Origin of the sequence: Paeniglutamicibacter cryotolerans (assembly GCF_014190875.1) — a bacterium.
Taxonomy (GTDB): domain Bacteria; phylum Actinomycetota; class Actinomycetes; order Actinomycetales; family Micrococcaceae; genus Paeniglutamicibacter; species Paeniglutamicibacter cryotolerans.
Window position 1 is genome coordinate 302,997 of record NZ_JACHVS010000001.1, and the last position, 21,805, is coordinate 324,801.

Annotated in this window: 22 protein-coding genes and 1 pseudogene; 6 read left to right on the forward strand and 17 right to left on the reverse strand. The window is 65.5% G+C overall.

The window, feature by feature from the left end:
- Window positions 1–39: 39 nt before the first annotated feature.
- Window positions 40–1,032 (reverse strand): o-succinylbenzoate synthase, encoded by a 993-nt coding sequence (locus tag E9229_RS01490; RefSeq protein ID WP_407671314.1) that lies wholly within the window; start codon window positions 1,030–1,032, stop codon window positions 40–42.
- 63 nt (window positions 1,033–1,095) lie between these two features.
- Here E9229_RS01490 and E9229_RS01495 point away from each other — a divergent pair, with 63 nt between their 5' ends.
- Complete coding sequence (locus E9229_RS01495) at window positions 1,096–2,064, forward strand: phosphatase PAP2 family protein (RefSeq protein WP_183509485.1); 969 nt, start codon at window positions 1,096–1,098, stop codon at window positions 2,062–2,064.
- Here E9229_RS01495 and E9229_RS01500 read toward each other — a convergent pair.
- From E9229_RS01500 to pdhA, 8 genes and pseudogenes are all read right to left on the reverse strand, one after another.
- Window positions 2,034–3,220 (reverse strand): annotated as a pseudogene (locus E9229_RS01500) (MFS transporter). The gene E9229_RS01495 and the pseudogene E9229_RS01500 overlap by 31 nt on opposite strands.
- Window positions 3,221–3,255: 35 nt before the next feature.
- Window positions 3,256–3,951 (reverse strand): SRPBCC family protein, encoded by a 696-nt coding sequence (locus E9229_RS01505; protein ID WP_183509486.1) that lies wholly within the window; start codon window positions 3,949–3,951, stop codon window positions 3,256–3,258.
- Window positions 3,948–4,412: a helix-turn-helix transcriptional regulator gene (locus E9229_RS01510; RefSeq protein ID WP_183509488.1), complete on the reverse strand. Its 465-nt coding sequence runs from the start codon at window positions 4,410–4,412 to the stop codon at window positions 3,948–3,950. The genes E9229_RS01505 and E9229_RS01510 overlap by 4 nt, the downstream gene beginning before the upstream one ends.
- A 35-nt stretch (window positions 4,413–4,447) precedes the next feature.
- A complete protein-coding gene (locus E9229_RS01515) occupies window positions 4,448–5,317 on the reverse strand; it encodes an MBL fold metallo-hydrolase (protein WP_246380304.1) in 870 nt (289 codons plus the stop codon).
- 122 nt (window positions 5,318–5,439) lie between these two features.
- Window positions 5,440–5,628 carry a hypothetical protein gene (locus E9229_RS01520; RefSeq protein WP_183509489.1) on the reverse strand — a complete coding sequence of 63 codons (189 nt, stop codon included), beginning with the start codon at window positions 5,626–5,628 and terminating at the stop codon, window positions 5,440–5,442.
- Between the two features lie 107 nt (window positions 5,629–5,735).
- Window positions 5,736–7,157, reverse strand: a complete 1,422-nt coding sequence (locus tag E9229_RS01525; RefSeq protein ID WP_183509490.1) for a dihydrolipoamide acetyltransferase family protein — start codon at window positions 7,155–7,157, stop codon at window positions 5,736–5,738.
- Entirely contained in the window at window positions 7,154–8,251 is a 1,098-nt protein-coding gene (locus E9229_RS01530) for an alpha-ketoacid dehydrogenase subunit beta (RefSeq protein ID WP_183509491.1), read from the reverse strand. The genes E9229_RS01525 and E9229_RS01530 overlap by 4 nt, the downstream gene beginning before the upstream one ends.
- Complete coding sequence (gene pdhA / locus E9229_RS01535) at window positions 8,248–9,417, reverse strand: pyruvate dehydrogenase (acetyl-transferring) E1 component subunit alpha (RefSeq protein ID WP_312855568.1); 1,170 nt, start codon at window positions 9,415–9,417, stop codon at window positions 8,248–8,250. The genes E9229_RS01530 and pdhA overlap by 4 nt, the downstream gene beginning before the upstream one ends.
- 221 nt (window positions 9,418–9,638) lie before the next feature.
- On the opposite strand from pdhA, the gene E9229_RS01540 reads away from it, so the two are divergent.
- Window positions 9,639–10,088, forward strand: a complete 450-nt coding sequence (locus E9229_RS01540; protein WP_183509493.1) for an Lrp/AsnC family transcriptional regulator — start codon at window positions 9,639–9,641, stop codon at window positions 10,086–10,088.
- Window positions 10,089–10,564: 476 nt separating this feature from the next.
- Here the strand turns inward: E9229_RS01540 and E9229_RS01545 are convergent, their stop codons facing one another.
- From E9229_RS01545 to paaA, 6 genes are all read right to left on the reverse strand, one after another.
- Window positions 10,565–11,344 (reverse strand): enoyl-CoA hydratase/isomerase family protein, encoded by a 780-nt coding sequence (locus E9229_RS01545; RefSeq protein ID WP_183509494.1) that lies wholly within the window; start codon window positions 11,342–11,344, stop codon window positions 10,565–10,567.
- Window positions 11,345–11,420: 76 nt separating this feature from the next.
- Entirely contained in the window at window positions 11,421–12,617 is a 1,197-nt protein-coding gene (paaE, locus tag E9229_RS01550; RefSeq protein ID WP_183509495.1) for a 1,2-phenylacetyl-CoA epoxidase subunit PaaE, read from the reverse strand.
- Window positions 12,614–13,099: a 1,2-phenylacetyl-CoA epoxidase subunit PaaD gene (paaD, locus tag E9229_RS01555; RefSeq protein WP_183509496.1), complete on the reverse strand. Its 486-nt coding sequence runs from the start codon at window positions 13,097–13,099 to the stop codon at window positions 12,614–12,616. The genes paaE and paaD overlap by 4 nt, the downstream gene beginning before the upstream one ends.
- Window positions 13,100–13,118: 19 nt before the next feature.
- Window positions 13,119–13,973: a 1,2-phenylacetyl-CoA epoxidase subunit PaaC gene (paaC, locus tag E9229_RS01560; protein ID WP_183509498.1), complete on the reverse strand. Its 855-nt coding sequence runs from the start codon at window positions 13,971–13,973 to the stop codon at window positions 13,119–13,121.
- Window positions 13,970–14,263, reverse strand: a complete 294-nt coding sequence (gene paaB / locus E9229_RS01565) for a 1,2-phenylacetyl-CoA epoxidase subunit PaaB (protein WP_183509499.1) — start codon at window positions 14,261–14,263, stop codon at window positions 13,970–13,972. The genes paaC and paaB overlap by 4 nt, the downstream gene beginning before the upstream one ends.
- A gap of 3 nt (window positions 14,264–14,266) precedes the next feature.
- Window positions 14,267–15,256, reverse strand: coding sequence for a 1,2-phenylacetyl-CoA epoxidase subunit PaaA (gene paaA, locus E9229_RS01570; protein WP_183509500.1), 990 nt, complete (start codon window positions 15,254–15,256; stop codon window positions 14,267–14,269).
- Between the two features lie 148 nt (window positions 15,257–15,404).
- On the opposite strand from paaA, the gene E9229_RS01575 reads away from it, so the two are divergent.
- The 3 genes from E9229_RS01575 to E9229_RS01585 all read left to right on the forward strand — a co-directional run bounded on the left by E9229_RS01575 (window position 15,405) and on the right by E9229_RS01585 (window position 18,905).
- Window positions 15,405–15,770 (forward strand): PadR family transcriptional regulator, encoded by a 366-nt coding sequence (locus tag E9229_RS01575; protein ID WP_183509501.1) that lies wholly within the window; start codon window positions 15,405–15,407, stop codon window positions 15,768–15,770.
- Window positions 15,771–15,772: 2 nt separating this feature from the next.
- Entirely contained in the window at window positions 15,773–16,483 is a 711-nt protein-coding gene (locus E9229_RS01580; RefSeq protein WP_183509502.1) for a hypothetical protein, read from the forward strand.
- Window positions 16,484–16,742: 259 nt separating this feature from the next.
- Window positions 16,743–18,905 (forward strand): S9 family peptidase, encoded by a 2,163-nt coding sequence (locus E9229_RS01585; RefSeq protein ID WP_183509503.1) that lies wholly within the window; start codon window positions 16,743–16,745, stop codon window positions 18,903–18,905.
- A 105-nt stretch (window positions 18,906–19,010) separates the two neighbouring features.
- Here E9229_RS01585 and E9229_RS01590 read toward each other — a convergent pair whose 3' ends face one another.
- Both E9229_RS01590 and E9229_RS01595 read right to left on the reverse strand, forming a co-directional pair.
- Window positions 19,011–19,376, reverse strand: coding sequence for a hypothetical protein (locus E9229_RS01590; RefSeq protein ID WP_183509504.1), 366 nt, complete (start codon window positions 19,374–19,376; stop codon window positions 19,011–19,013).
- A 126-nt stretch (window positions 19,377–19,502) separates the two neighbouring features.
- Window positions 19,503–20,489 carry a hypothetical protein gene (locus tag E9229_RS01595; RefSeq protein WP_183509505.1) on the reverse strand — a complete coding sequence of 329 codons (987 nt, stop codon included), beginning with the start codon at window positions 20,487–20,489 and terminating at the stop codon, window positions 19,503–19,505.
- Window positions 20,490–20,786: 297 nt separating this feature from the next.
- Between E9229_RS01595 and E9229_RS01600 the strand changes: the two genes are divergently transcribed.
- The gene (locus E9229_RS01600) at window positions 20,787–21,707 is read left to right on the forward strand and encodes a ketopantoate reductase family protein (RefSeq protein WP_183509506.1); all 921 of its coding nucleotides are present in this window, start codon (window positions 20,787–20,789) and stop codon (window positions 21,705–21,707) included.
- The last annotated feature ends 98 nt before the right edge of the window (window positions 21,708–21,805 follow it).

The following is a 21,805-nucleotide window of genomic DNA, read 5'->3' on the forward strand; positions in this document are numbered from 1 at the left end:
AATCCAGCCTAGCTCGGCACCTAGCTGTTGCGGATTGCCCTATCGGGCCTCTAGCCGGGCATAAGCCAGCCGGAGGCGCCGCATCCACCAGTCCACACGTTCGGCAAGCGCAGCATGCCGCTCTAGCAGTTCGGGATCGGCAATGACCTCCCGCAGGTCCAGTTCCCCGTCGACGGCGGTGTAGGGATCCGTGGTGACGTCCGCTGCCAACAGCGAACCGGTGCCCAGCCCGCACGCGAACGGAAGTTCGGGGAGGGCAGCAGCCAGCGCGGCGCCCATGCGCAAACCCACCGAGGAGTCCAATGCCGAGCTGACCACCGCCGGCAATCCGGCACGCGTGACGATATCAAGGGCCCGGCGGACCCCACCGAGCGGCTGAGCCTTGACGACGATCAGGTCTGCCGCATCCTGGCGGGCCACGGCGATCGGATCGGATTCCTTACGCACGGATTCATCGGCCGCTATCAGCACACCCAGCCCACGACGGGCCACCTCGAGCCGCAGCCGGCGCAGGCCCCCGATGCCCGCAACCGGTTGTTCGGCATACTGCAGGCAGTAGGGGGCCAGTGCTTCGAGCGCGGCCAGTGCCTGCTCATGGTTCCAGCCCTCGTTGGCATCGATGCGAATCGCAGCATCGGGCAACAGCCGGCGGACTTCGGCTACGCGGGCCACATCGGCGGCGAGGTCCTGACCACGTTCGGCGACCTTCACCTTAACCGTGTGTGTCGCGTCGTAGTTGGCAAGCACGGAGTGGACCCCGTCCACGGAAACCGCGGGAACCGTCGCGTTAACCGGCACGGCATCGCGCACCGGTTCCGGGAAGCCCTCCCAGCCGGCCTCAATGGCTGCAGCTAGCCAGGCGGACGCCTCGTCCGGGCCGTATTCCAGAAAAGGCGAAAACTCTGAAAACCCGACCGGCCCCTCGAAAATCATGACCTCTCGCTCCAGCACACCACGGAATTTCACTCGCATCGGCAGTGAAACCACGTGGGCCCGGGCGATCATTTCTTCCAGCGGGGGCAGCGTCATCATACCTTCGAGCATATCCTCCGATCCCGGTGGCAGAGGAAGTTCAGAGGAAGTTCAGAGGAGACTATGGCACCCTTAAAGGCAATGGATGACCTGATGGCGAACCGGCACCGCGGTCTACGAAGCACACGTCCCAGCCTCGCCCTGTCCCGCTCCTGGTTCGGATTCTGCGCGGGGCTTGGCATCGTGTTCTGCGGCGTCTACGCACTCTTCGTCTTATCCCGCAAGGGCCAGCGGATCGACGATGCTGCCCTCGTCAGCGCATTGCACTTCATGAATGCCAATGCAATACGACAGCCGGCCATGGACTTCATGAATGCGATGCCAGCTGTCTGTGCCGTTATTGCAGTCCTTGCCCTGATACTGGCTTTTGTTCGCGGACGGCTCGTTGCGCCCCCCGCCATAGCCGCTATGTCATTTGCTGCTGCTGTGCTGAGTACCCAGGTCTTGAAACACGGGATCCTCGTGCGTCCCAACCACGGAATTTCCGAGGCCACCATGAACTCGTTCCCCTCGGGGCACACCACCACCGCCGCGTCTGCCCTGTTCACCGTCCTGCTGCTCACCCCACCGGCTTTCCGCACGTGGGTATCGGTTGTTGGAGGTGGCTTTGCTGCCATTGCCGGCGCCGCGACGCTGCTGCTCGGCTGGCACCGGCCCTCGGACGTGCTGGCCGCCTACCTCGTCGCCGCCTTCTGGGCCGTACTGGGGGCCGCGGGGCTTGCCATCTGGTCGGCCCGCCCCGGCAACTGCCATGCGCTCTCCTTAACAACACACGAAAGGATCGGGTTCGTTCCCCGTCTACTTTTCGCCTTGGGCGTCCTGGGAACCTGCATCGGCTCGACCCTCTGGCTGTTGGTATCTGCCTCCGGTTCCGTGGCCGCAAACCAGTCCCGATACCTGTTGGTGCTGTCGGCTACCTTGTTGTTGATCCTGTCCCTGGCGATGGTGCTGACCGTGGGCATGCAATGGATACTGGCCCACTATCGGGTCGATGCCGCAGGTCACCGCGGTCGCGACCTCGGAATGAAGTAGCCAAAGAGCACTGCGCCGAGCAGCGAGATGCCAGCGACAGCCCAGATGCCGACTGCCAGCGAAAGGGTCGCTGCCAGGGCGGAAAGCAGGACGGGGCCGGCCATGACACCACCATCGGCCATCAGACGCCACAGCCCCAGAAACTGCGGGCGTCCATGCTCGGGCGAGTGGTCGGCACCCAGTGTCATGACAATGCCCGAACCGATGCCGTTGCCCAAGCCCAGCAACATGGCCGCCAGCAAGAGCGTCGTGCCCCCGGAAGCCAACGGCATCAGGCCCAGTGCAACTGCCATGATGAGCATGCACGGCACGGCAACCCAGACCCGTCCGCGCCGGTCCATGACCTTGCCTGCCGGGTAGAAGACCAGCATGTCGATCGCCCCGGACAGCCCGTAGATCAGCGATGCAGTGGTGGCATCCAGGCCCAGATTGTCCGCCCAGAGCGGGATCACCACCTGGCGCGAAGCCCGCACGGCGGCGATGCAGAACACCCCGAGCCCTACTGTGGCTAGCGGGCGCCAGTGGTTTCTCGCGATCCCCGCCATGGTGATCTTCCGCGTGGTGCCGTCGGCTGCTCGAGGGGGCGACCGCACTTCGAGGTCCGGTATGCGCAGGCTGATCACCATGGCGGCGATCAGGGCGCCCAGACCCACCCAGTAGGCCCCGGTGATCCCGATCAGGCTCATCACGCCGGCAGCGGCAAAAGGGCCGATGAATACGCCGATGCGCGCCACCCCGCCGAGTGTGGACATGGCCCGGGCCCGGAATTCGGGTGGGACGGCCTCGGCCAGATAGCTCTGTCGGGCCAGGTTGAAGACCGATCCGGCCATGCCGATCATCAGCACGCCGATGGCGAAGATGCCGAGCTGCGAATCGAAAATGCCCAGCCCCATGCCGAGCGCGGCCCAGGCAGCTGCGGCCGTCATCGCCTTGCGTTCGCCCCACTTGGCGGTCATCAGCGCGGGGGAACGTTGGAGAGCAGCGATCCGACGCCGACCAGCGTGATGACCAGGGCGGCGGCGGCAATGGACGCGCCGCGTTCCCTGGCCGAGAGCGCGATCACCGGCATGACGGCACCGAGGCCGACCGAGTACAGCAGCGAAGGGGCATAGACCTTCAGGGCCGTGGCGCGCAGGCTGAAGGGGGGTTCGCTCATCCCCCCACCCTATGCCCGGGGCGCGGAGCCCCGGCTCAGGCAGTCGGGGCAGCAAAGACGGATTCCAGGTATCCGTTCCAGGCTCCGCTGGTTGCCGCCGCATCGGCTCCCGGAGCGAAGTCGTGCACCGTCAGACCGACCCGGGCGCCGAAGGCATTACGTCCGAAGATCCGCACCATGGCATCATCGGTGCGCAGGCCCAGGAAGTTCTCGTTCCCGAAGTCCACCACGGCATCCACCCGTCCGAGCCCGGGAAGCTGGAGGTTCACGTCCTGCCCGGCCACCACGTCCGCGAGGCCCAAGGCGGCGAGCAAGGTGTCCAGCGCTCCGGGTGCCACAGCCGCCGCGGGTCCCTGAACCTCGCAGAAGACGACCGGTCGGCCATCGAAGTGCAACAGGTACTGGCCCAGGGTGTGCAGGTAGAAGGCGGTGTGCTTCGAGGCGGCATCGTACTGTTGATCCCAGTCGTCGACGAAGATGCCGCTGTGGACATAATGAAGCGCCGTTCCTTGATCGCCCGGGGTGAGCACGTGTTCAAGCTGGTTGTACCAGCCGTCCGGTCCCTCCATCCGTGTGACCAGATGTGTGGGGTGTTCCTCCACCGTGCGCGCGACGGGCCACTGATCGGTCGGGAACATCCAGGCCGGAGTGCCCGCGGTGACGGCTTCCCAGATGCGCTCCGGCGTCGCCGGAAGCACCGAATCGTGAATGATTTCGAATTCCCTGCTCATGACTGCTTCTCCTTGGGTTTCGGGTGCAGCGCCACGAGGACGCGGTGGTTGCGCCCCTTCGGTGCCGTTCCGTCGTGGTATTTTTCGACTAGGCCGGCCATCGTGGTCCCCAGTTCGGCGCTGAATGCGGTGCGCGCCCGGGCATCGGCGAAGATGATCTCGGCGTCAATGGCAAAGACCGGTAGTTGCTGTTTGGAAGCGGTGGCACCGGCGATCAGCCGGCCCAGCTCGCGCACCAGCCGGGCGGCCAGCGCCAGCATCCACCAGGCCGATGCCTGATCGCGTAGTCGTCCCGGGTCCGGCGCCAGTTCGGGCAGGGCCTCGGGTGAAATGACAAGGGCCGTGGCGGTGGCCCGGACGAGCCGCTCGGTCAGGTTCTCCCGGCGCCGCGTTTCAACCAGCTCCACCAGTCCGTGTTCCTCGAGCATCTTCAGGTGGTAGCCGAGCTTCTGCCGAGGCAACCCCTACCTGCCACCAGGGGTCCCTAGCTGTACGCCTAGCGAAGCTGCGCCCGGGTGGCATTGACCCGGTTCAGCAGGTGTCGGGACTGAATCGGTCCGTAGGGAAGCACCGGGATGGCCTTGGTGAAGTCATCCGCCTGCTCCTGAATCGCTCCGGTACAGGTCAGGATCGCCTGACGGAGCTTGTGGAACTCGGTGCGCACGAAGGCCAGGTCCACCGGGTCCCCGTGCCCGGGGACGATCACCGTGTACAGGTCGTCTATCGCTATTAGTTTGCCGAGCACCTTCTGCCATTCCATCGGGAAGGAATCCTCGAAGCTCGGCGGAGCGCCCTGTTCAAGCAAATCACCGGCGAACAGCACGGATCCCGCGGAGACAAGCAGGTCGCCATCGGTGTGGCCGCGGCCAAGGTGGAAGAGCGTCACCACGTGGTTGCCCAGATCGATGTCCACGGGGTGATCGCGCACCAGCGAATCGGGGAGCACGATCTCCGTGTAGTCTCCCCGCCCCGCAGCCATCTCGGGTTCTGTATCGACAACCAATGCGCGCTGGGACTCGCCGTTGAGGGCGATTTCCTCCGCCGCCCGCAGGTGCGCCCAGATCCCGTCAATCCCCTTGGCCCGGAAGTAGTCGTTGCCGAAGAAGTGGTCCCCGTGGGCATGGGTGTTGATCAGCGTCAGTGGCAGGTTGGTCACGGCCCTGACGGCGGCGTAGGTGGGGGCCGCCTCGCGGGGGCCTGCTCCCGGGTCGATGACCAGGGCGCGCTCGTCGCCGACGATCAACCCGGTGTTCATGGTGAACCCCGCATGGACCAGCACCCAGCTGCGTTCACCGATGTACTCCCAACCAGCAGCCTCGGCAGCGGTTTTCAGTTCCTGTGTTGGTTCGGTTTCCTGCATTCCCATGGGTGCGCCCTTCGTGAGTCCGGTTCTCACCCAAAAATACCCCGCACGGGACCGCATAAGCGCGAAAAAGCAGCCGGTGACGCCGAATGCGTCAACCCCGGCCGCTTCGAACAGCCCCACGCTCAGCCGTGGTTGGCTATCCGCACCTCGCCAAAGGGTACGTGCTCATCGACCACGGCCTGTTCCGAGTGCGTACCGAGACCCCGGATCAGGACCCCGTTCTCACCCTCGGCAACGGACTCGCGGAAGATGGGCAGCAGCGTCGCCGCAAGGTGCTCATCCAAACCGGCAAGGAATTCCTGGTAGGCCACTGGTAGATCCTTCATGGCAAAAGGATAGGCGGCTTCGGCCGCAAATGGCAGAGGCCCGCGCGCCCCCTGTTGCCAGGGGCCGCACGGGCCCGAAGATGCCGGTTCGCTTACAAGTCCGCGAGCACGGACATCGGGTTCTCGATGGCGTCCGCGACAAAGCGCAGGAAGCCGCCGGCGGTTCCGCCGTCGCAGACCCGGTGGTCGAAGGTCAGCGTCAGTTCGGTGACCTTGCGGACGGCCAGTTCACCGTCGACGACCCAGGCGCGGTCGATGATGCGACCGACGCCGAGGATCGCCGCCTCGGGGTAGTTGATGATGGCGGCCGAACCGTCAACACCGAAGACCCCGTAGTTGTTCAGCGTGAAGGTGCCGCTGGTCAGCTCCTGCGGGGTGGCCTTGCCCGAACGCGCGACAGCTGTCAGGCGCTTGAGCTCGGCATCGATCCCGCGGGCGCTGAGCTTGTCCGCGTTCTGGATGCTGGGCACCATCAGGCCGCGGTCGGTCTGGGCGGCGAAGCCCAAGTTCACGCCGTTGAACGAGAGGATCTCTTCCCCGCCGTCCGCGGCGGGCTGGATCCGGGTGTTCAGCTCCGGGTACTTGGCCAGGCCGGCCAGGGTGAAGCGGGCAATGAGGGCCAGCAGGCCCGGGGTGGTCTCCGGGTTCGATGCCTTCATCGAGGCGCGCAGCTCGAGCAATGCCGTGGCATCCACGTCGACCCACACCGTGGCCTCGGGGATTTCGCTGCGCGACCGCGACATGGCGGCGGCAATGGTCTTGCGCACGCCCTTCATCGGGGTGCGTGCTGCAATGCCCAGACCCGAGCGGGCGTCCTGGTCGCCGGTGACTGCGATCGGTGCCGCTGCCGCCGGAGCCGCAACGGGAGCCGGAACGGCAACGGGTGCCAGTGGCGCGGCAACCGGCGCCGAGGCGCCACCGGAGATGGCCGCCTCGACGTCGGAACGAACGATCAGTCCGCCGATACCGGATCCACGCAGCGATGCCACGTCGATGCCGTTTTCGCGGGCCATGCGGCGCACGATCGGGGAAATCACCAACGGGGCCGGAACACCCGCCGAGGCCGCCGCCGGAGCGGTCGACACTGCCGTGGCCGCGTTGCGCGGACGACGGGTGCGGGTCTTATTACCCAGGCCGCCCGGGGTACCGTAGCCGATCAGGACGTTGCCGGAACCGGCTTCTTCTTCGGGCTCCACGACACCGGCACGCTCCTCCTCGCGGTAGGTCAGCGCACCCTCGGTGGCCGGGGCTGCAGCAGCCGCGGGAGCGGCAACGCCGTCCTCCACCGAGATCAGCGGCTTGCCGACGTCCATCGTCTCGCCGGCTGCGCCGTGCAGCTGGTGCACGGTCCCGGCGTAGGGGCTGGGCACCTCCACCATCGATTTGGCTGTTTCAACCTCGGCGATCGGCTGGTCGATGACCACCGTGTCGCCGACCTTGACCAGCCAGGTGACCAGGTCGGCCTCGGTCAGGCCCTCTCCCAGGTCCGGGAGCAGGAAAGTCCGGATGCTCATGCGTTTTCCTCCCACTGCAGCTGGTCCACCGTGTCAAGGATCCTATCGACGCTGGGCAGGTAGTACTTCTCAAGTTTCGGTGCCGGGAACGGCACGTCGAAGCCGGTCACGCGCAGCACGGGTGCCGCCAGCGAGTGGAAGCACCTCTCCTGCACGCGGGCAACGATTTCGCTGGCAACCGAGGCAAAGCCCTGAGCCTCGGCGATGACCACTGCACGGCCGGTACGGCGCACCGAGGCGCAGATGGTTTCGTCGTCGAACGGCACGATGGAGCGCACGTCGATGACCTCCAGGCTGCGCCCCTCGGCCGCAGCAGCCTCGGCGGCAGCCATGGCGGTGGAGACAGAGGGGCCGTAGGCGATCAGCGTCGCGTCGGTGCCGGGGCGGGCGATGGCCGCCTTGCCCTCCATCGACGGGGTGGCCTTGTTCTCGTGCTCCAGGCGCAGTGCCTCGAGATCGACAGTGTCCTTGGACCAGTAGAGCTTCTTCGGCTCGAGGAAGACGACCGGATCCGGGGAGTCGATGGCCTCGCGCAGCATCCGGTATGCGTCGGTGACGGTAGCCGGGGTGTAGACCTTCAGGCCGGGCGTGTGCGCGTAGTAGGCCTCGGAAGAGTCGCAGTGGTGCTCCACGCCGCCGATGCCGCCGGCGTACGGGATGCGGATGACCATCGGCAGCGGCAGCTTGCCCTTGGTGCGGTTGTGCATCTTGGCCACGTGCGAGGCGACCTGCTCGAACGCCGGGTAGGCGAACGCGTCGAACTGCATTTCGATGACCGGGCGCATGCCGTTCATGGCCATGCCCAGCGCCATGCCCACAATGCCGGATTCGGCCAGGGGCGTGTCGAAGCAGCGGGACTTGCCGAACTCGGCGGTCAGGCCGTCGGTGATGCGGAAGACGCCACCGAGGACTCCGACGTCCTCGCCGAAGATGGTGACTGCGTTGTCCTGGTTCATGGCGTCGCGCAGGGCGGTGTTCAGCGCCTTGGCGAAGGTCACCGGCTGCGGCGCCGAAGCGGCGGCGCTGGCCGCCGCGCGGGCGGTTGCGGCGCTGACGTTTCCATTGGCTTCGGACGAGGTGGTCACGATGCTCATTTTCCGTCCTCCTCACGGGAGAGTTCGTCGGCCAGCATGGCGGACTGTTCGATCAATTGCGGGGTGGGTGTGGCGTATACCCAGCGGAAGAGGTCCTGCGGATCCGGCGTCTCTTCGCTGTTCATGCCATCGCGCAGGTAGCTTGCCGTTTCCTCGGCGCGGGCGGCAATGCGCTCCTCGTCGGCCTCGGTGAGCAGGCCCTGACCCTTCAGGAAGCCACGCATCCGGTTGACCGGATCCTTGGCCATCCATGCTTTGACCTCGTCGTCTTCGCGGTAGCGGGTCGCGTCATCGGCGTTGGTGTGCGCCTGCATGCGGTAGGTGTGCGCCTCGATCAACAGCGGGCCATTGCCCTCGCGGGCCAGCTTCACCGCGCGGTCGAGCACAGACATCAACGCAACCAGGTCGTTGCCGTCGACGCGTTCGCCGGCCATGCCGTAGCCGACCGCCTTGTGGGCCAACGACGGGGCAACTGTCTGCGAGGACAACGGAACCGAGATCGCGTACTTGTTGTTCTGTACGAAGAAGATCACCGGAAGGTTGAATACGGCGGCGAAGTTCAGCGCCTCGTGGAAATCGCCCTCCGAGGTGGCGCCGTCGCCGCACATGGCCAACACGACGGTGTCCTCACCGCGCAGCTTTGCCGCGTGGGCAACGCCGACCGCGTGCAGCAGCTGCGTGGTCAGCGGGGTGGACTGGATGCCGACCTTGTACTGCGTCGGGTCGTAGCCACCGTGCCAATCACCGCGGAAGATCGTCATGACCTCCATCGGGTCGACGCCCTTGGCCATGACGGCGACGGAGTCGCGGTAGGTGGGGAACATCCAGTCGCCCTCGCCCAGGCACAGGGCGGCTGCCACCTGGCAGGCCTCCTGGCCGTGGCTGGAGGGGTAGACGGCCATGCGACCCTGACGCACGAGGGCCGAGTTCTGGTCGTTGACGCGACGGCCGATGACCAGCTGCTCGTAGCCGCGCTGCAGTTCCTCGGCGCCCGGGATCGGGTACGCGTGGCCCGGCTCGGTGCCCTGTTCGGCGGCCGGGCGCAGCGCGCCGTTGTCGTCGATCATCTGGATCTGGTCGCGGGCCGGAAGCATGTAGTCCTCGACGCTGATGCCGAACTTGCTGCTCACCTCGTCGCTCAGGTGCCGTTGCTCTGATTGGGTCACGGTGTTCCCCTTTCCACTTCGTTGGAATGGCGCTCGAAATCCAGTGCCGCGTAAGGACAACGGATTCCACTTCTTGTCTCTAGTATGAGTATTGCTGACGTTCCGTATCCAGTAGCTCTAAATAATATGGAATAGTGGTATCAGAACAGTTGATTTCGTGGACGAATTGTAGACGTGACACGGACAACATGGTTTCCCGTAGACAAAGAAGGTTAAGGCCCATGGATAGCCCATCCGTACGCTTGGACGACGTCGACCGCCGCATCCTCGACGAGCTCACCCGCGACGGCCGTCAGTCGGTGACGACGGTGGCCCAAAAGGTCCACGTTTCCCGAGCACATGCCTACTCCAGGATCAACCGGCTTCAGGACGAGGGAGTGATTTCCCGCTACTCCGCCGTGGTCGATCCGCTGCGCGCAGGACTGCGCGCCTCGGCCTACGTGACGCTGAAACTGCGCCAGCACTCGTGGCGCGAAATGCGTGACCGCCTCTCGGCGATCCCCGAGGTCCACCACATCGGATTGGTCGGCGGAAACTACGACGTCATCCTGCTGGTGCGCGCCCTGGACAACGTGGACCTGCGCCGGGTGGTCTTCGACGTACTGCAGTCGATCCCGGGCATCCTGGACACCCAGACGACACTGATCTTCGAGGACCTCGACACCAGGTAGTCCCCCGGGCCGGAACGAGGTCGACAGCCAGGGGGACAACGCATTGGCGTTCATGCCGCCATTTTGCCCGGCGATGAACCCGGAGACAAGACCTCGGACATGACCCGGCCGGGCATTCCGCAGCCGGTAGCGTCCGGGCCCTGTCCGTCGGCGATGCCTGGCTGGTGGACCCGAACGAAACGGAGGCCCACCGTGGCCGATGACGACGCCCGGCGCGGGCCGGCCGAGCGGCCGACATGGAACCAGCCGGGGGAAACTGGTCCGGGAAGCCGCCGTGCACGGGCGATCAGCTGATGGCGTTCCCGGGCCGAAACGGTAAGTACCGGAGGAAGAATGCGCCACGGTCTTCGGATAACTGGCGCGACAACCTTTGCCTCCAAGGCGGAGCCTTTCCCTCACCATGAAAAACGGCAGGGGCCTACAGGTCCGATCACAACGATCGGTCCGGCGGGTCCCTGCCGTTTGGAGTGTTGCAATCAGCCCTTGAAGACCGGCTTGCGCTTTTCTTGGAAGGCCTTGAAACCCTCGGCGTAGTCCTCGGTGGCGCAGAGGTCGGCCTGGGCCTGGTTCTCCGAGGCCATCGACTCCCACAGCCCGATGCGCTGGTCGCGGATGGTCGCGACCAGGTCCTTGGAGGCCCGGAACGCGTGGGTGGCGCCGTTGGCGACCTTGGCGACGATGGCGCGGGTGTTATCCAGCAGCTCGTCGGCCGGCATGGCGCGGCTGAACAGGCCCGAGGCAACGGCGTCGGCGCCGCTGATCAGCTCGGCCGTGTAGATCATGTCCAGCGTGCGGTGGGCACCGAGCCGCTCGGTGAAGAGCCAGTGTCCTCCGGAGTCCAGCGTCGCGCCCAAGTTGGCGAACGGGGAACCGATCTTGGCGTTCTCCGCCACGTAGACCACGTCGGTGGCGATGGCCAGGCCGAGTCCGACACCCAGGCAGGCGCCCTGCACGGCGGCGAACGTCGGGGCCGGGAAGGAAGCCATCTTCTGCAGCAGCGGCTGGACCTTCTCGCCCAGGTATCCCAGCACGTCATCATCTGCCGGGGTGACGGCCGAGATGTCACGGCCGGCGCAGAAACCGCGGCCTTCGCCGTGCAGCAGCAGTGCTCGCACCTCTCCGGTGCCGGCCGCCTCGGCTGCCTGGTCGTAGGCCGCCTCGAGCTCGGCCAGTGCAGCCTCGTCCAGCGAGTTCATCTTTTGCGGGGCGTTGAGCACGATTTCGGCAACGCCGTCGGTGATGGTCAATTCGATCATGGTGAGGTCCTTTCGATTGGCAGAAGGCCCGCCCTCCCGAATTCCGGGCGGCGGGCCTTCCATCGTCATGCAATGATCAGGCGTCGTAGTCGACCAGGACGCTGTCACTGGTCGGGCGCGACTGGCAGGTCAGGACGTAGCCCTTCGCCACCTCGTCCGGCTCCAGCGCGTAGTTCTCGTCCATCTTGACGGTCCCGGTGACGACCTTGGCGCGGCAGGTGCCGCAGACGCCGCCAGCACAGGCGAACGGTACGTCCGGACGAACGCGCAATGCGGCGTTCAGGATCGTCTCGTTGGCCTTGACCGGGCTCTTGACCTCGCCCTGCAGGCCGTCGAGCTTGAAGGAGATGTCGAAGGTCTCATCGGTGTCCTCGATGACGACAGGGCGGCCGATGTTTCCCTCGGGACGGTTCGAATCGCCTGTGGTGAACAGCTCGAAGCGGACCTTCTCGGCAGGAACTCCCTGGGCGGCGAGGTTGTCGCGCACCAGCTGGACGAGTTCGAACGGTCCGCAGAGGAACCATTCGTCGACCTGGTCGGTGCGGATGACCGAGCCGAGCAGCGTGCTCAGCTTCTGGGCATCGATGCGGCCCGAGAGCAGCGGCGAAATGCGCTGTTCACGCGAGAGCACGTGGTGCAGGGCGAAGCGCGCCGGGTAACGGTCCTTCAGATCAGCCAATTCCTCGAGGAACATGACGTCCATGGCTGCCTTGTTGGCATACACGAGATCGAAGTTCACGTGTTCGTTGGCTGCCAGCACCGTGCGGGCGATGGCCATCACCGGGGTGATGCCGGATCCGGCAGCCACCGCAACGAAGGTGTCCTCGTTCTCGGTGTCGATGGACTCGGGATGGTTCATCCCGGTCATCTGGTGCTTGGAGATGAAGCCACCGGTTGGACTCATGACGTCCATGGTGTCCCCGGCCTCAAGCGAGCTGTTCGCCCAAGTGGAGAAGATGCCGCCGATGTCGCGCTTGATGGCGACGCGGATCTCGCCCGGGACCGGCTCGGCGCAAATCGAGTAGCTGCGGCGCAGTTCGAACGAGTTGCCTTCGGCATCCTCGAGTTCCTTGCGCAGTGCCACGTACTGGCCCGGCAGGTAGTCGTACTGCTCCTGCAGATCAGCGGGGATCTCGAAGGTCACCTCGATCGCGTCGGCGGTGAGCTTGCGCACCTCGGCCACGGTCAGCGTGTGGAACGTGGTCCGGCGGCGGCCCGGAATTGCGGGGTCGATGCCCTCGGCGTCGGGAAGGGAGGCTGTCGTTTCTGTCATGAGAGCACCTTGAAGTAGTCGAACGGCTCCAGGCAGTCCTTGCATTGGTACATGGACTTGCAGGACGTGGAGCCGAATCGGGAGAGTTCTTGAGTATTCAGCGAATGGCATTGCGGGCACTTCACTGCCATGCCCAGGGTGACACGGCCGCGGTGACCGGTGCCGGTGGGCGGGGCGATGCCGTAGGCCTCGAGCTTGACCTTGCCGGATTCGGTCATCCAGTCGGTGCTCCAGGCCGGGGCGAGGACCAGGTCGACGCGGACGCTGGAGAATCCGGCTTCGGCGAAGACGGTGCCCAGGTCCTCACGGATGGCATCCATCGCCGGGCATCCGGAATACGTGGGGGTGATCGTGATAACCACGGTCTCCCCCTGCATTTCGACGTTCCGCAGGATCCCCAGGTCCTCGATGGTGAGTACGGGGATTTCGGGGTCGGTGACGCGGGACGCGATCTCCCGGAGCTCGGCGATGGAGGCAATCATGTGTTTCGTTTTCCTTCGGTTACCAGGTGGCGCCCGGGTGCTTGCGCGCCAGGACCTGCATCTCGGCCAGGATGAAGCCCAAGTGCTCCGAGTGCTCGCCACGGCGGCCGCGGGCCATGGCGTAGGGAACTGTCGGCACGGAGAGTTCGGCGTCGGCCAGGACGGCACCGAATTCCTCGTCCCAGGCTGCACGCAGCGTCGACGGGGCGACGCCGGCGTCGCCGAGCTCGGCGTGCAGTGCCTCGTCCTCGAAGATCTCGCCGACGTAAGGCCACAGGTTATCCAGGGCGTCGCGCATGCGGCGCGCCGATTCCTCGGTGCCCAGGCCCAGACGCAGGGTCCACATGATGGCGTGGTCGCGGTGGTAGTCGACCTCCTTGACTGCCTTGGCGCTGATCGCTGCGATGGTCTCATCGCTGGATTCGAGCAGTGCCGTGTAGAGCAGGTGCTGGTAGATCGAGATGACCAGCTGGCGCACGATGGTCGCGGCGAAGTCGCCGTTGGGCTGCTCAACCATGTGCAGCGAACGGAATTCCTCTTCCTCGCGGAAGTAGGCCAAATCGTCCTCGGTCTTATCCCACGCCAGGGCGGCGTAGCTGAGGAACGAGCGGGCGTGGCCCAGTTGGTCCAGGGCGATGTTGCCCAGGGCAATGTCCTCCTCGAGCTCCGGTCCGCGCGAGATCCAGTGCGAGAGGCGCTGGGCGAGGATCAGGGCATCGTCACCGAGGCGCACCGCATAGCGGGCTACGGCGTCGTTAGGCTTCTCCTGCTGGATCGCGATATCTTCCGGGCGCAACGCGTTGCCGGGGGTGACCCGGGTCGCCGATGCCGTGGCATCGCCGAAGCTGTCCAATGAGTGATCGACCGCGCTCACAGGTGCTTCACGCCTTCGCTCTTGGTGTAGTACGTCGCGTGGCGGTAGTCCTTGCCCTGCGGGGACTCGAAGAACGCGCCTTTCGCATCGGGATCCGAGGCGATGATGTCCGTGCTCTTGACGATCCACAGCGAGATTCCCTCGTTGCGGCGGGTATAGAGGTCACGGGCGTTGCGCAGTGCCATTTCAGCATCCGGTGCGTGCAACGAACCGGCGTGCACGTGCGAAAGTCCGCGCGATGAACGGACGAATACTTCCCAGAGCGGCCAGGAGCCTTCATGTGCGGTCATAACCTAAGCAACCTCAGTCTTTCGAGCCATCTTTGCCGCGTATGCCGCGGCAGCTTCGCGCACCCAGGCGCCTTCGTTGTGTGCATCACGGCGGCGCTGCAGGCGCTGCGAGTTGCAGGGTCCGCTGCCGGCGATGACTGCCTTGAACTCGGTCCAGTCCAGTTCCTTGTGGAGCCAGGTGCCGGTTTCCTCGTCGAAACGCAGTTCGTCATCCGGAAGAGTCAGGCCAAGGATCTTGACCTGTTCCACGATCATGCCGACGAAGCGCTGGCGCAGTTCGTCGTTCGAGAAGCGCTTGATCTTCCAGGCGGTCGACTGCACCGAGTTCGGTGAATCGCCATCCGGCGGGCCGAACATCATCAGGGACGGGGCGTAGAAGTTGTTGACGGCATCCTGCGCCATCTTCTTCTGCGCCGCGGTGCCGTTGGCCAGCTCAAGCAGGATCTCGAAGCCCTGGCGCTGGTGGAAGGATTCTTCCTTGCAGATGCGCACCATCGCACGGCCATACGGGCCGTAGGAGGCACGGCACAGCGGGACCTGGTTGGCAATGGCTGCGCCGTCGACCAGCCAGCCAATGGCGCCCATGTCTGCCCAGGAGCGTGCCGGGTAGTTGAAGATCGAGGAGTACTTCGCCTTGCCTGACATCAGCTGGTCGTTGAGCACGTCACGCGGCGTACCGAGGGTTTCGGTGCCCGAGTACAGGTACAGGCCATGACCGGCCTCGTCCTGGACCTTGGCCATCAGGATGGCCTTGCGCTTCAGCGACGGGGCGCGGGTAATCCAGTTCGCTTCCGGCTGCATCCCGATGATCTCGGAGTGCGCGTGCTGCGACATCTGGCGCGTCAGCGTCTTGCGGTACGCTTCCGGCATCCAATCGCGGGGCTCGATGCGGGAATCCTCGGCGATGAGCGCGTTGAAGCGCTCCTCGCCTGCCTGCTCCTCAGGCGACAAAACCGCGGACAAATGCCCTCCGGCGTCGTTCTGTGTAGCCATAGTGCTCACCTCACTGTGGACGAATGTTTATTTACTGACCGTTCGTTCAGGATATGCGGGAAATCACGAATCCGTCAATCGACAACACGCTGTTACATGCCGGGAGTCAATGATTGACACGCTTACTAGCTAGAGACACAATCTAGTTATGCAGGCAAAACAAGAACCCGTCGACTGGCCCAGCGACTGGCTGCGCGCGACGTTGGGCATGTGCGCACTCAGGGCACTGGAATCCGGACCGTCGTATGGATACGCGATCATCTCGGCGCTGGCCGGCGCCGGGTTGGGCACCATCAAGGGCGGCACGCTCTATCCCCTGCTGACCCGCTTCGAGGCAGCTGGCTGGGTAGCCACCGAATGGCGTCCGGGCGAGGGTGGCCCGGGTCGGAAATACTTTTCACTTACGGCCGACGGACGCCGGACACTTGCCGAACAACGTGAAGCCTGGCGGAATTTCACGCACACCACGACGGGTTTCCTGAACTCGCCAGAACACGCCGGACAAGGAGCATGAGCATGGGCACGAAGAACAACATGACCGAGCAGTGGATCGATGCGTTCATCCTCGAGCTCAGGCTGAGCGACGTCGGTGGCCGGGCCATCGGGGATGCCGTTGCCCAGGTGCGGGAGTTCCTAGCAGACAGCGGGCAGGAACCGACCGAGGCATTCGGTGAGCCGAGGGACCATGTCTCCCGGCTCGGGCTCCCAGCGGGAGACGGATCTTCGGGGATCATGTCCATCGTCATGGCCGCGGGCTTGAGCACCCTCGCACTGACCGTTTACATCCCGGCCATCGGCGCCTTCATCTCCGGGGAGCTCGTGGAATTCGCTGCAGCACAACTGGCCCTACTGAGCATTCCAGTCCTAGCCATCGTGCTGCTGCCGCTCTACTTCACCACCTTGGTGCGGCACAGGTGGGCACTCATCTCCATCGTCGCCATCACCATCGGCAGCGCCATGACCGCCGGCTTCCTTGGACGGTCGGCAGCGGGCACCGAGTGGCTGGTGCTCGATGCCGGCCCCCTCGCCCTGGCGATGGCCGCCCTGCTGCTGATCGGTGCGGTGTGGAGCTTCGTCGAACTCCGGCGCACGCCGGCGGACCACATCGTCGAACCCCTCTCACGGCAACCCGCCTCCCGGAAGAGCCCCTGGGTCGACCTGCTGCCTTCGGTACTGTTCATTGCCGTGGCCGCCGTGGCCACCCTCGTCGTCTGGTTGGTGAACTAAGCATCCGGGTGACCCCGGAACCACGAGGGACCGCACCTGCTCAGGCACGGTCGCAGTCTGCTGCTGAGCCCGCGGCCGCCGTCCTGGCCGCTGTTCTGAAAAGTCCCATGTCCGTAGCACTTCCTCGGGATCCTCGGCTGTCCCGACAGCTTGGGGTGGGCGAACAGGGAGCAAATATGACGGGCACGCGGAACCCTCCTTTTGTCCGCGCTGGGCGAAGGAACCACACAGCGGGGTCCGGATCGGATTAGATGGTTCCATGAGCCCAACGAATGCCGCCCCGACCCCTCCGGTCACGGCGAAAATACCCACCGAACGCACCCACCACGGGGATACGTTCGTGGATGACTACGAATGGTTGCGCGAGAAGGAGAGCCCGCAGGTCGTCGAGCACCTGAAGGCCGAAAACGCCTACGCCGAGGCGGTCACCGAACACCAGGCGCCGCTGCGCGATGCGATCTTCACCGAGATCAAGGAACGCACCGAGGAAACCGACCTCTCCGTTCCGGCGCGCAAGCGCGGCTGGTGGTACTTCGCACGCACCGCAGAGGGCAGCCAGTACGCCATCCACTGCCGCGTCGCCGCCACCGACTCCGGTGATCCGGTCGCCGATTGGACCCCGCCGGTCATCGAGGCCGGTGTCGCCATCAATGGCGAACAGGTGCTGCTGGACGGCAACGCCGAAGCCGAGGGCAAGCCCTTCTTCGCCCTGGGCGGCCTGTCCGTCAGCGAGGACGGAAATCTGCTGGCTTACGCGCAGGACAACGCCGGTGACGAGCGCTTCACGCTGCGGATCAAGGACCTGCGCACCGGCGAGCTGTTCCCCGACGTGATCGAGAACGTCTTCTATGGTCTGGCCTTCTCCCCCGACGCGACCCGCGTCTACTACACGGTGGTCGACGATTCCTGGCGCCCGCACCAGATCAAGGCGCACGTGCTGGGAACCGATCCAGCCACCGACACGGTGATCATCCAAGAGGACGACCCGGGCATGTGGATGGGCTTCGATCTGTCCCAGGACCGCTGCGAACTGCTGATCGGGATCGGCAATTCCGAATACTCCGAGACCCGCTCGCTGGACCTGACCGACGCCGCGGCCGAGCCGCGCATGTTGCTGTCCCGCGCCGAGCACATCCTGCACTCGATGGACCCGGTGGTGCTTGACGGAGCGCGCGGCTACCTGATCACCCACGACCGCGATGCACCGAACAACATGGTCTCGCTGCTTCCGGCTGCACAGGTAGCGCTGCCCTACGCGCAGCAGCAGTGGATCACCATCGTCGGGCACGACGAGGCGGTGAAGGTCGAGGGCACGGCAGTGACGGCGACGCACCTGATGCTCTCGGTCCGAAAGGACACCACCGAACGCGTGCAGATCATGCCGCTGGCCGGGCTCGGCACGCCCACGCAGGGCGAGGCCGTGGAGCCGGGCTTCGACGAGGAGCTCTACACCTGCGCGCTGGCCAACGCCGAACTCGATTCCCCCCTCATCCGGCTGACCTACACCAGTGACTTCACCCCGCCGCGGGTGTACGACTATGCGCTTGCCGACGGGACGCTGACGCTGCGCAAGCAGACCCCGGTACACGGCGGCTATGACCCGGCGAACTACCTGGCCACCCGCGAATGGGCTGTCGCGGCCGATGGCGCCCGGATCCCGGTCACCGTCATGCGCCGCCGCGAGCTCCAGCCGGATTCGACGAACCCCGTGCTGGTCTACGGCTACGGAAGCTACGAGGCGAGCATGGACCCGGCGTTCTCCATCGCCCGGCTGAGCCTGCTGGACCGCGGCGTCGTCTTTGCCGTCGCGCACGTGCGCGGCGGCGGCGAGGTGGGCCGCTCCTGGTACGAAAACGGGAAGAAGCTGGCCAAGAAGAACACCTTCACCGACTTCGTACGGGTCACCGAGCACCTGATCGAGGCTGGCTGGGCCGACCCGGCACGGATCGCAGCACTCGGCGGGTCCGCCGGTGGCCTGCTCATGGGCGCGGTGGCCAACCTGGCCCCGGCGCTCTATGCGGGCATCGTCGCCCAGGTCCCGTTCGTCGATGCGCTGACCTCGATCCTGGATCCGGAGCTGCCGCTCTCGGCCCTGGAATGGGAGGAGTGGGGCAACCCGATAGAGGACTCCGAGGTCTACGCGTATATGAAGTCATACTCCCCCTATGAGAACATCACCGCCGTCGACTACCCGAAGATCGCCGCCGTTACCTCGCTGAACGACACCCGCGTCCTGTACGTGGAGCCAGCCAAATGGGTGGCTAGGCTGCGCGAGTTCAGCACGGGATCCGAACCGATTGTGATGAAGATCGAGATGGACGGAGGACACGGCGGCGCCTCGGGCCGCTACGAGGGCTGGAAGACCCGGGCCTGGGACTACGCGTTCATCCTCGACACGCTCGGTGCCACGGCGCGCATCTAGCGCCACGGGCAGTGCCCGGATTCGAAAAGGGGCCCCGGCTCGGTACCGCGCCGCCAAGGGCGGCCGAAGTACCGACCCGGGGCCCCTTTCATGGGCCGGGGTCGTTCAGGTCCGGCGCATCTCGAAATAGTGGTCATGCGAGGCGTTGATGCTCGGCCGCATGGCCAGCGCCGTCACCACCAGTGACACTCCGCCGGCAGCCCATGCTGTGATGGCCGGGACGTTAGCGCCAGCGAAGCCGCCGAGCCCCGGAATGATGATCGCCACGACGGAGGCCAGCAGCGCTCCGATCTCGATCCCGTAGAGGTTCGGTCCGCCCAGGTTCACCAGGCCCACTAGCACTAGCAGCGAGCCGGAGGTGATCATCATCGGGACCGAACTGCCCAGGTGCGCCGCCCAAATCGGCGTCAGGGCCATGACCAAGCCCATGGCCACGACCGTCCAGTCTTCCCAACGCTTCCAAGTACGCATGAAAAACACCTCCATACCGGGTTTTCGCCACACAGGGCGGCTCTTAGATCCCAGTCTGGACCGCGGCCAACCGGACCGGTAGGGGCTTTCGTCCCGGCCGGCCCGGAGTGTGCCCGGAGCATCCGGTCAGTAGCCGAATCCCAGCCTTCTCATCACGCCCGACACGCGGTCGCCGACCTCGCGCCCTATCAGCAGACTTCCAACACCCCAGAGAAGGGCCAGCCCGAAGACCAGCATGTGCAGGTGGGCCTCGAACCAGGCGAACAGTCCGATCCTGGCGGCCATGCTCACGGGTATCAGCTGACCCGCGTCATGCGGGTCAACGACGACCTTCACCGCGTCCCCCAGCTCTTGGCCCTCTCCCGAAACCAGGTCGTAGGCCAGCTCCGTGCGGGTGTTCTGGTAGCGAACTATCGGCGGAAAGTCATCGTTTGCGTACTCGAGAAGCGCCACATCGACGGGCTGCCCTGAGCGCACGATGGCCCGGTCCGTACTCATTTCCCGGCTTGTACCCACGGAGGTCGAAACCACGATCCAGAAGACAGCGATGACTACCAAGCTCATCAGCGAACCACGCAGGCGGATATCCGACTCGGCGAAGCGCTCCAGGCGGTGTCCCACAGACGCCTTGAACCCCTCCCATCCGGCCTCGGCATCCACCAGGAAGGACTCGTCCCGATCCGGACCGGCACGGCAGGGTAACCCGTCGGCCAGTGTCCGCGGTTTGACCGGCCCGCCGGCACTGGGCGCATCACGCCGAAGCAGGCCCCGATACCCGCCGGCCAGGGCTGCAAGGCCCAGTCCCAGCCCCAAGGCAACGCCGAGGGCCCGGTCCACGGCATCGGGCTCGAACCACCCCTCCCCGGCAACCACTACGAGGAACCGTGCCGGCTCGGCCGGATCGCGGGCCACCCACACGGTATCACCGGACGCGAAGGAGGACGGCCCGCAGGAGGTCACAGCCTCATGCTCGGACCCGGCGAGCTCGATGAGCGCCCCGCAGCCGGAGGCATCCTCCCTGAGCATCGTGGCCTGTACGACGGGTCGAGTGGAGCTGACCAGTGCATCATGCGCATCGCCATCCAAGACGGCAGTGGAAATGAGGATCACCAAGGCCGCTTCCAAGCGTCATGACTGCTACGGCCGCTTTGCGGCGGTAGCTTTTGATACCGTGGATTTTCCGGTCTATTGCCTCGGCGGAGCATTCCCGCCTTCCCCGGCATGGCGCCCGGACCGATCAGCTCCCACGTACATCCCGTCGATTTCAATACCGTGGTTTTCCCCCTACCAGAAGACCGGAGGGGTGGCGGCGAACCCGGGGTTCCCAGCACGAGTCAGCGCCCCTATCCTCGGGGTATGTCCGCACGATGGCATGTGGGCCACTTTTGAGGGCATGGGACGGAGGGCTTCATGCGTGTTCTGGTTTTCGGGGCTGGAGTCATCGGGAGGATCTATGCCGCACGACTGGCGGCAACCGGTCACCAGGTATCGATCTTGGCCCGCGGAGCAAAAGCCGAACAGCTGCGGGAATCCGGCATCACCCTGCAGCGGGGCCATACGGCAGCCGAGGCGATATACCCGGCAGTCCTCGAAACCCCGCAGGAAGCCGGGGAGTTCGATGTCGCATTCGTGGCGATCCGCCGAGATCAGGTAGGGGACGCACTTGCTGATATCGCCACCGTCCGGGCCCGCATCATCGTCAGCCTCGTCAACCTTCCCCTCGGGCTCGCCGGGTTCGGCGCCGCCGTCGGGTCGGAACGCTTCATCCCGGGGTTCCCGGGCGTCGCCGGCTCCCTGGACCGGAAGGGAACGCTGCATTATCTGGAGCTCGCCCAGCAACCGACCATTCTCGGCAACGTCGGTGGCCCTGCCGGAGGCGTCGAAGAAGTCGGCGGGCTGCTGCGATCAGCCGGGATGAAATTCCGCACCGCAGAAGACATGGCCACCTGGATGCAGTCCCATGCCGTGTTCATTTCGGCCTTCGAATCGGCCATCGTTGCCACGCCCGGCGGGGTGGTGTCCCTTGCCGCCGACCGTAAAGCGACACGCAACGCAGTGGCAGCGGTCCGGGAGGGCCTGCGTGCCCTCGAGGCGCGCGGCACCAGGGCGGCTCCGGCTGCGGTGCGGCTTATTTTCCTGAGCCTGCCGTTGTGGTTCGCAACCGCCTATTGGCGCCGCCAGCTGGCCGGAGATTTGGGGCGCCTGGGCCTCGAGCCACATGCTGTAGCCACGCGCCACACGGAACTGACCCAACTACAGGACGACGTGCTCCAACTGATGGCCGGCACGCCGACGCCGCGGCTCGACGCACTCTTCAATGCCGCACGCTAGGCAATTCGCCGGCACACGACGAGACCGCCGCGTCGGGCATAGGATCAGATGGGAAAACCGTTACCGCAGTGGTGACACCCGTCGACGTCGAACCATCA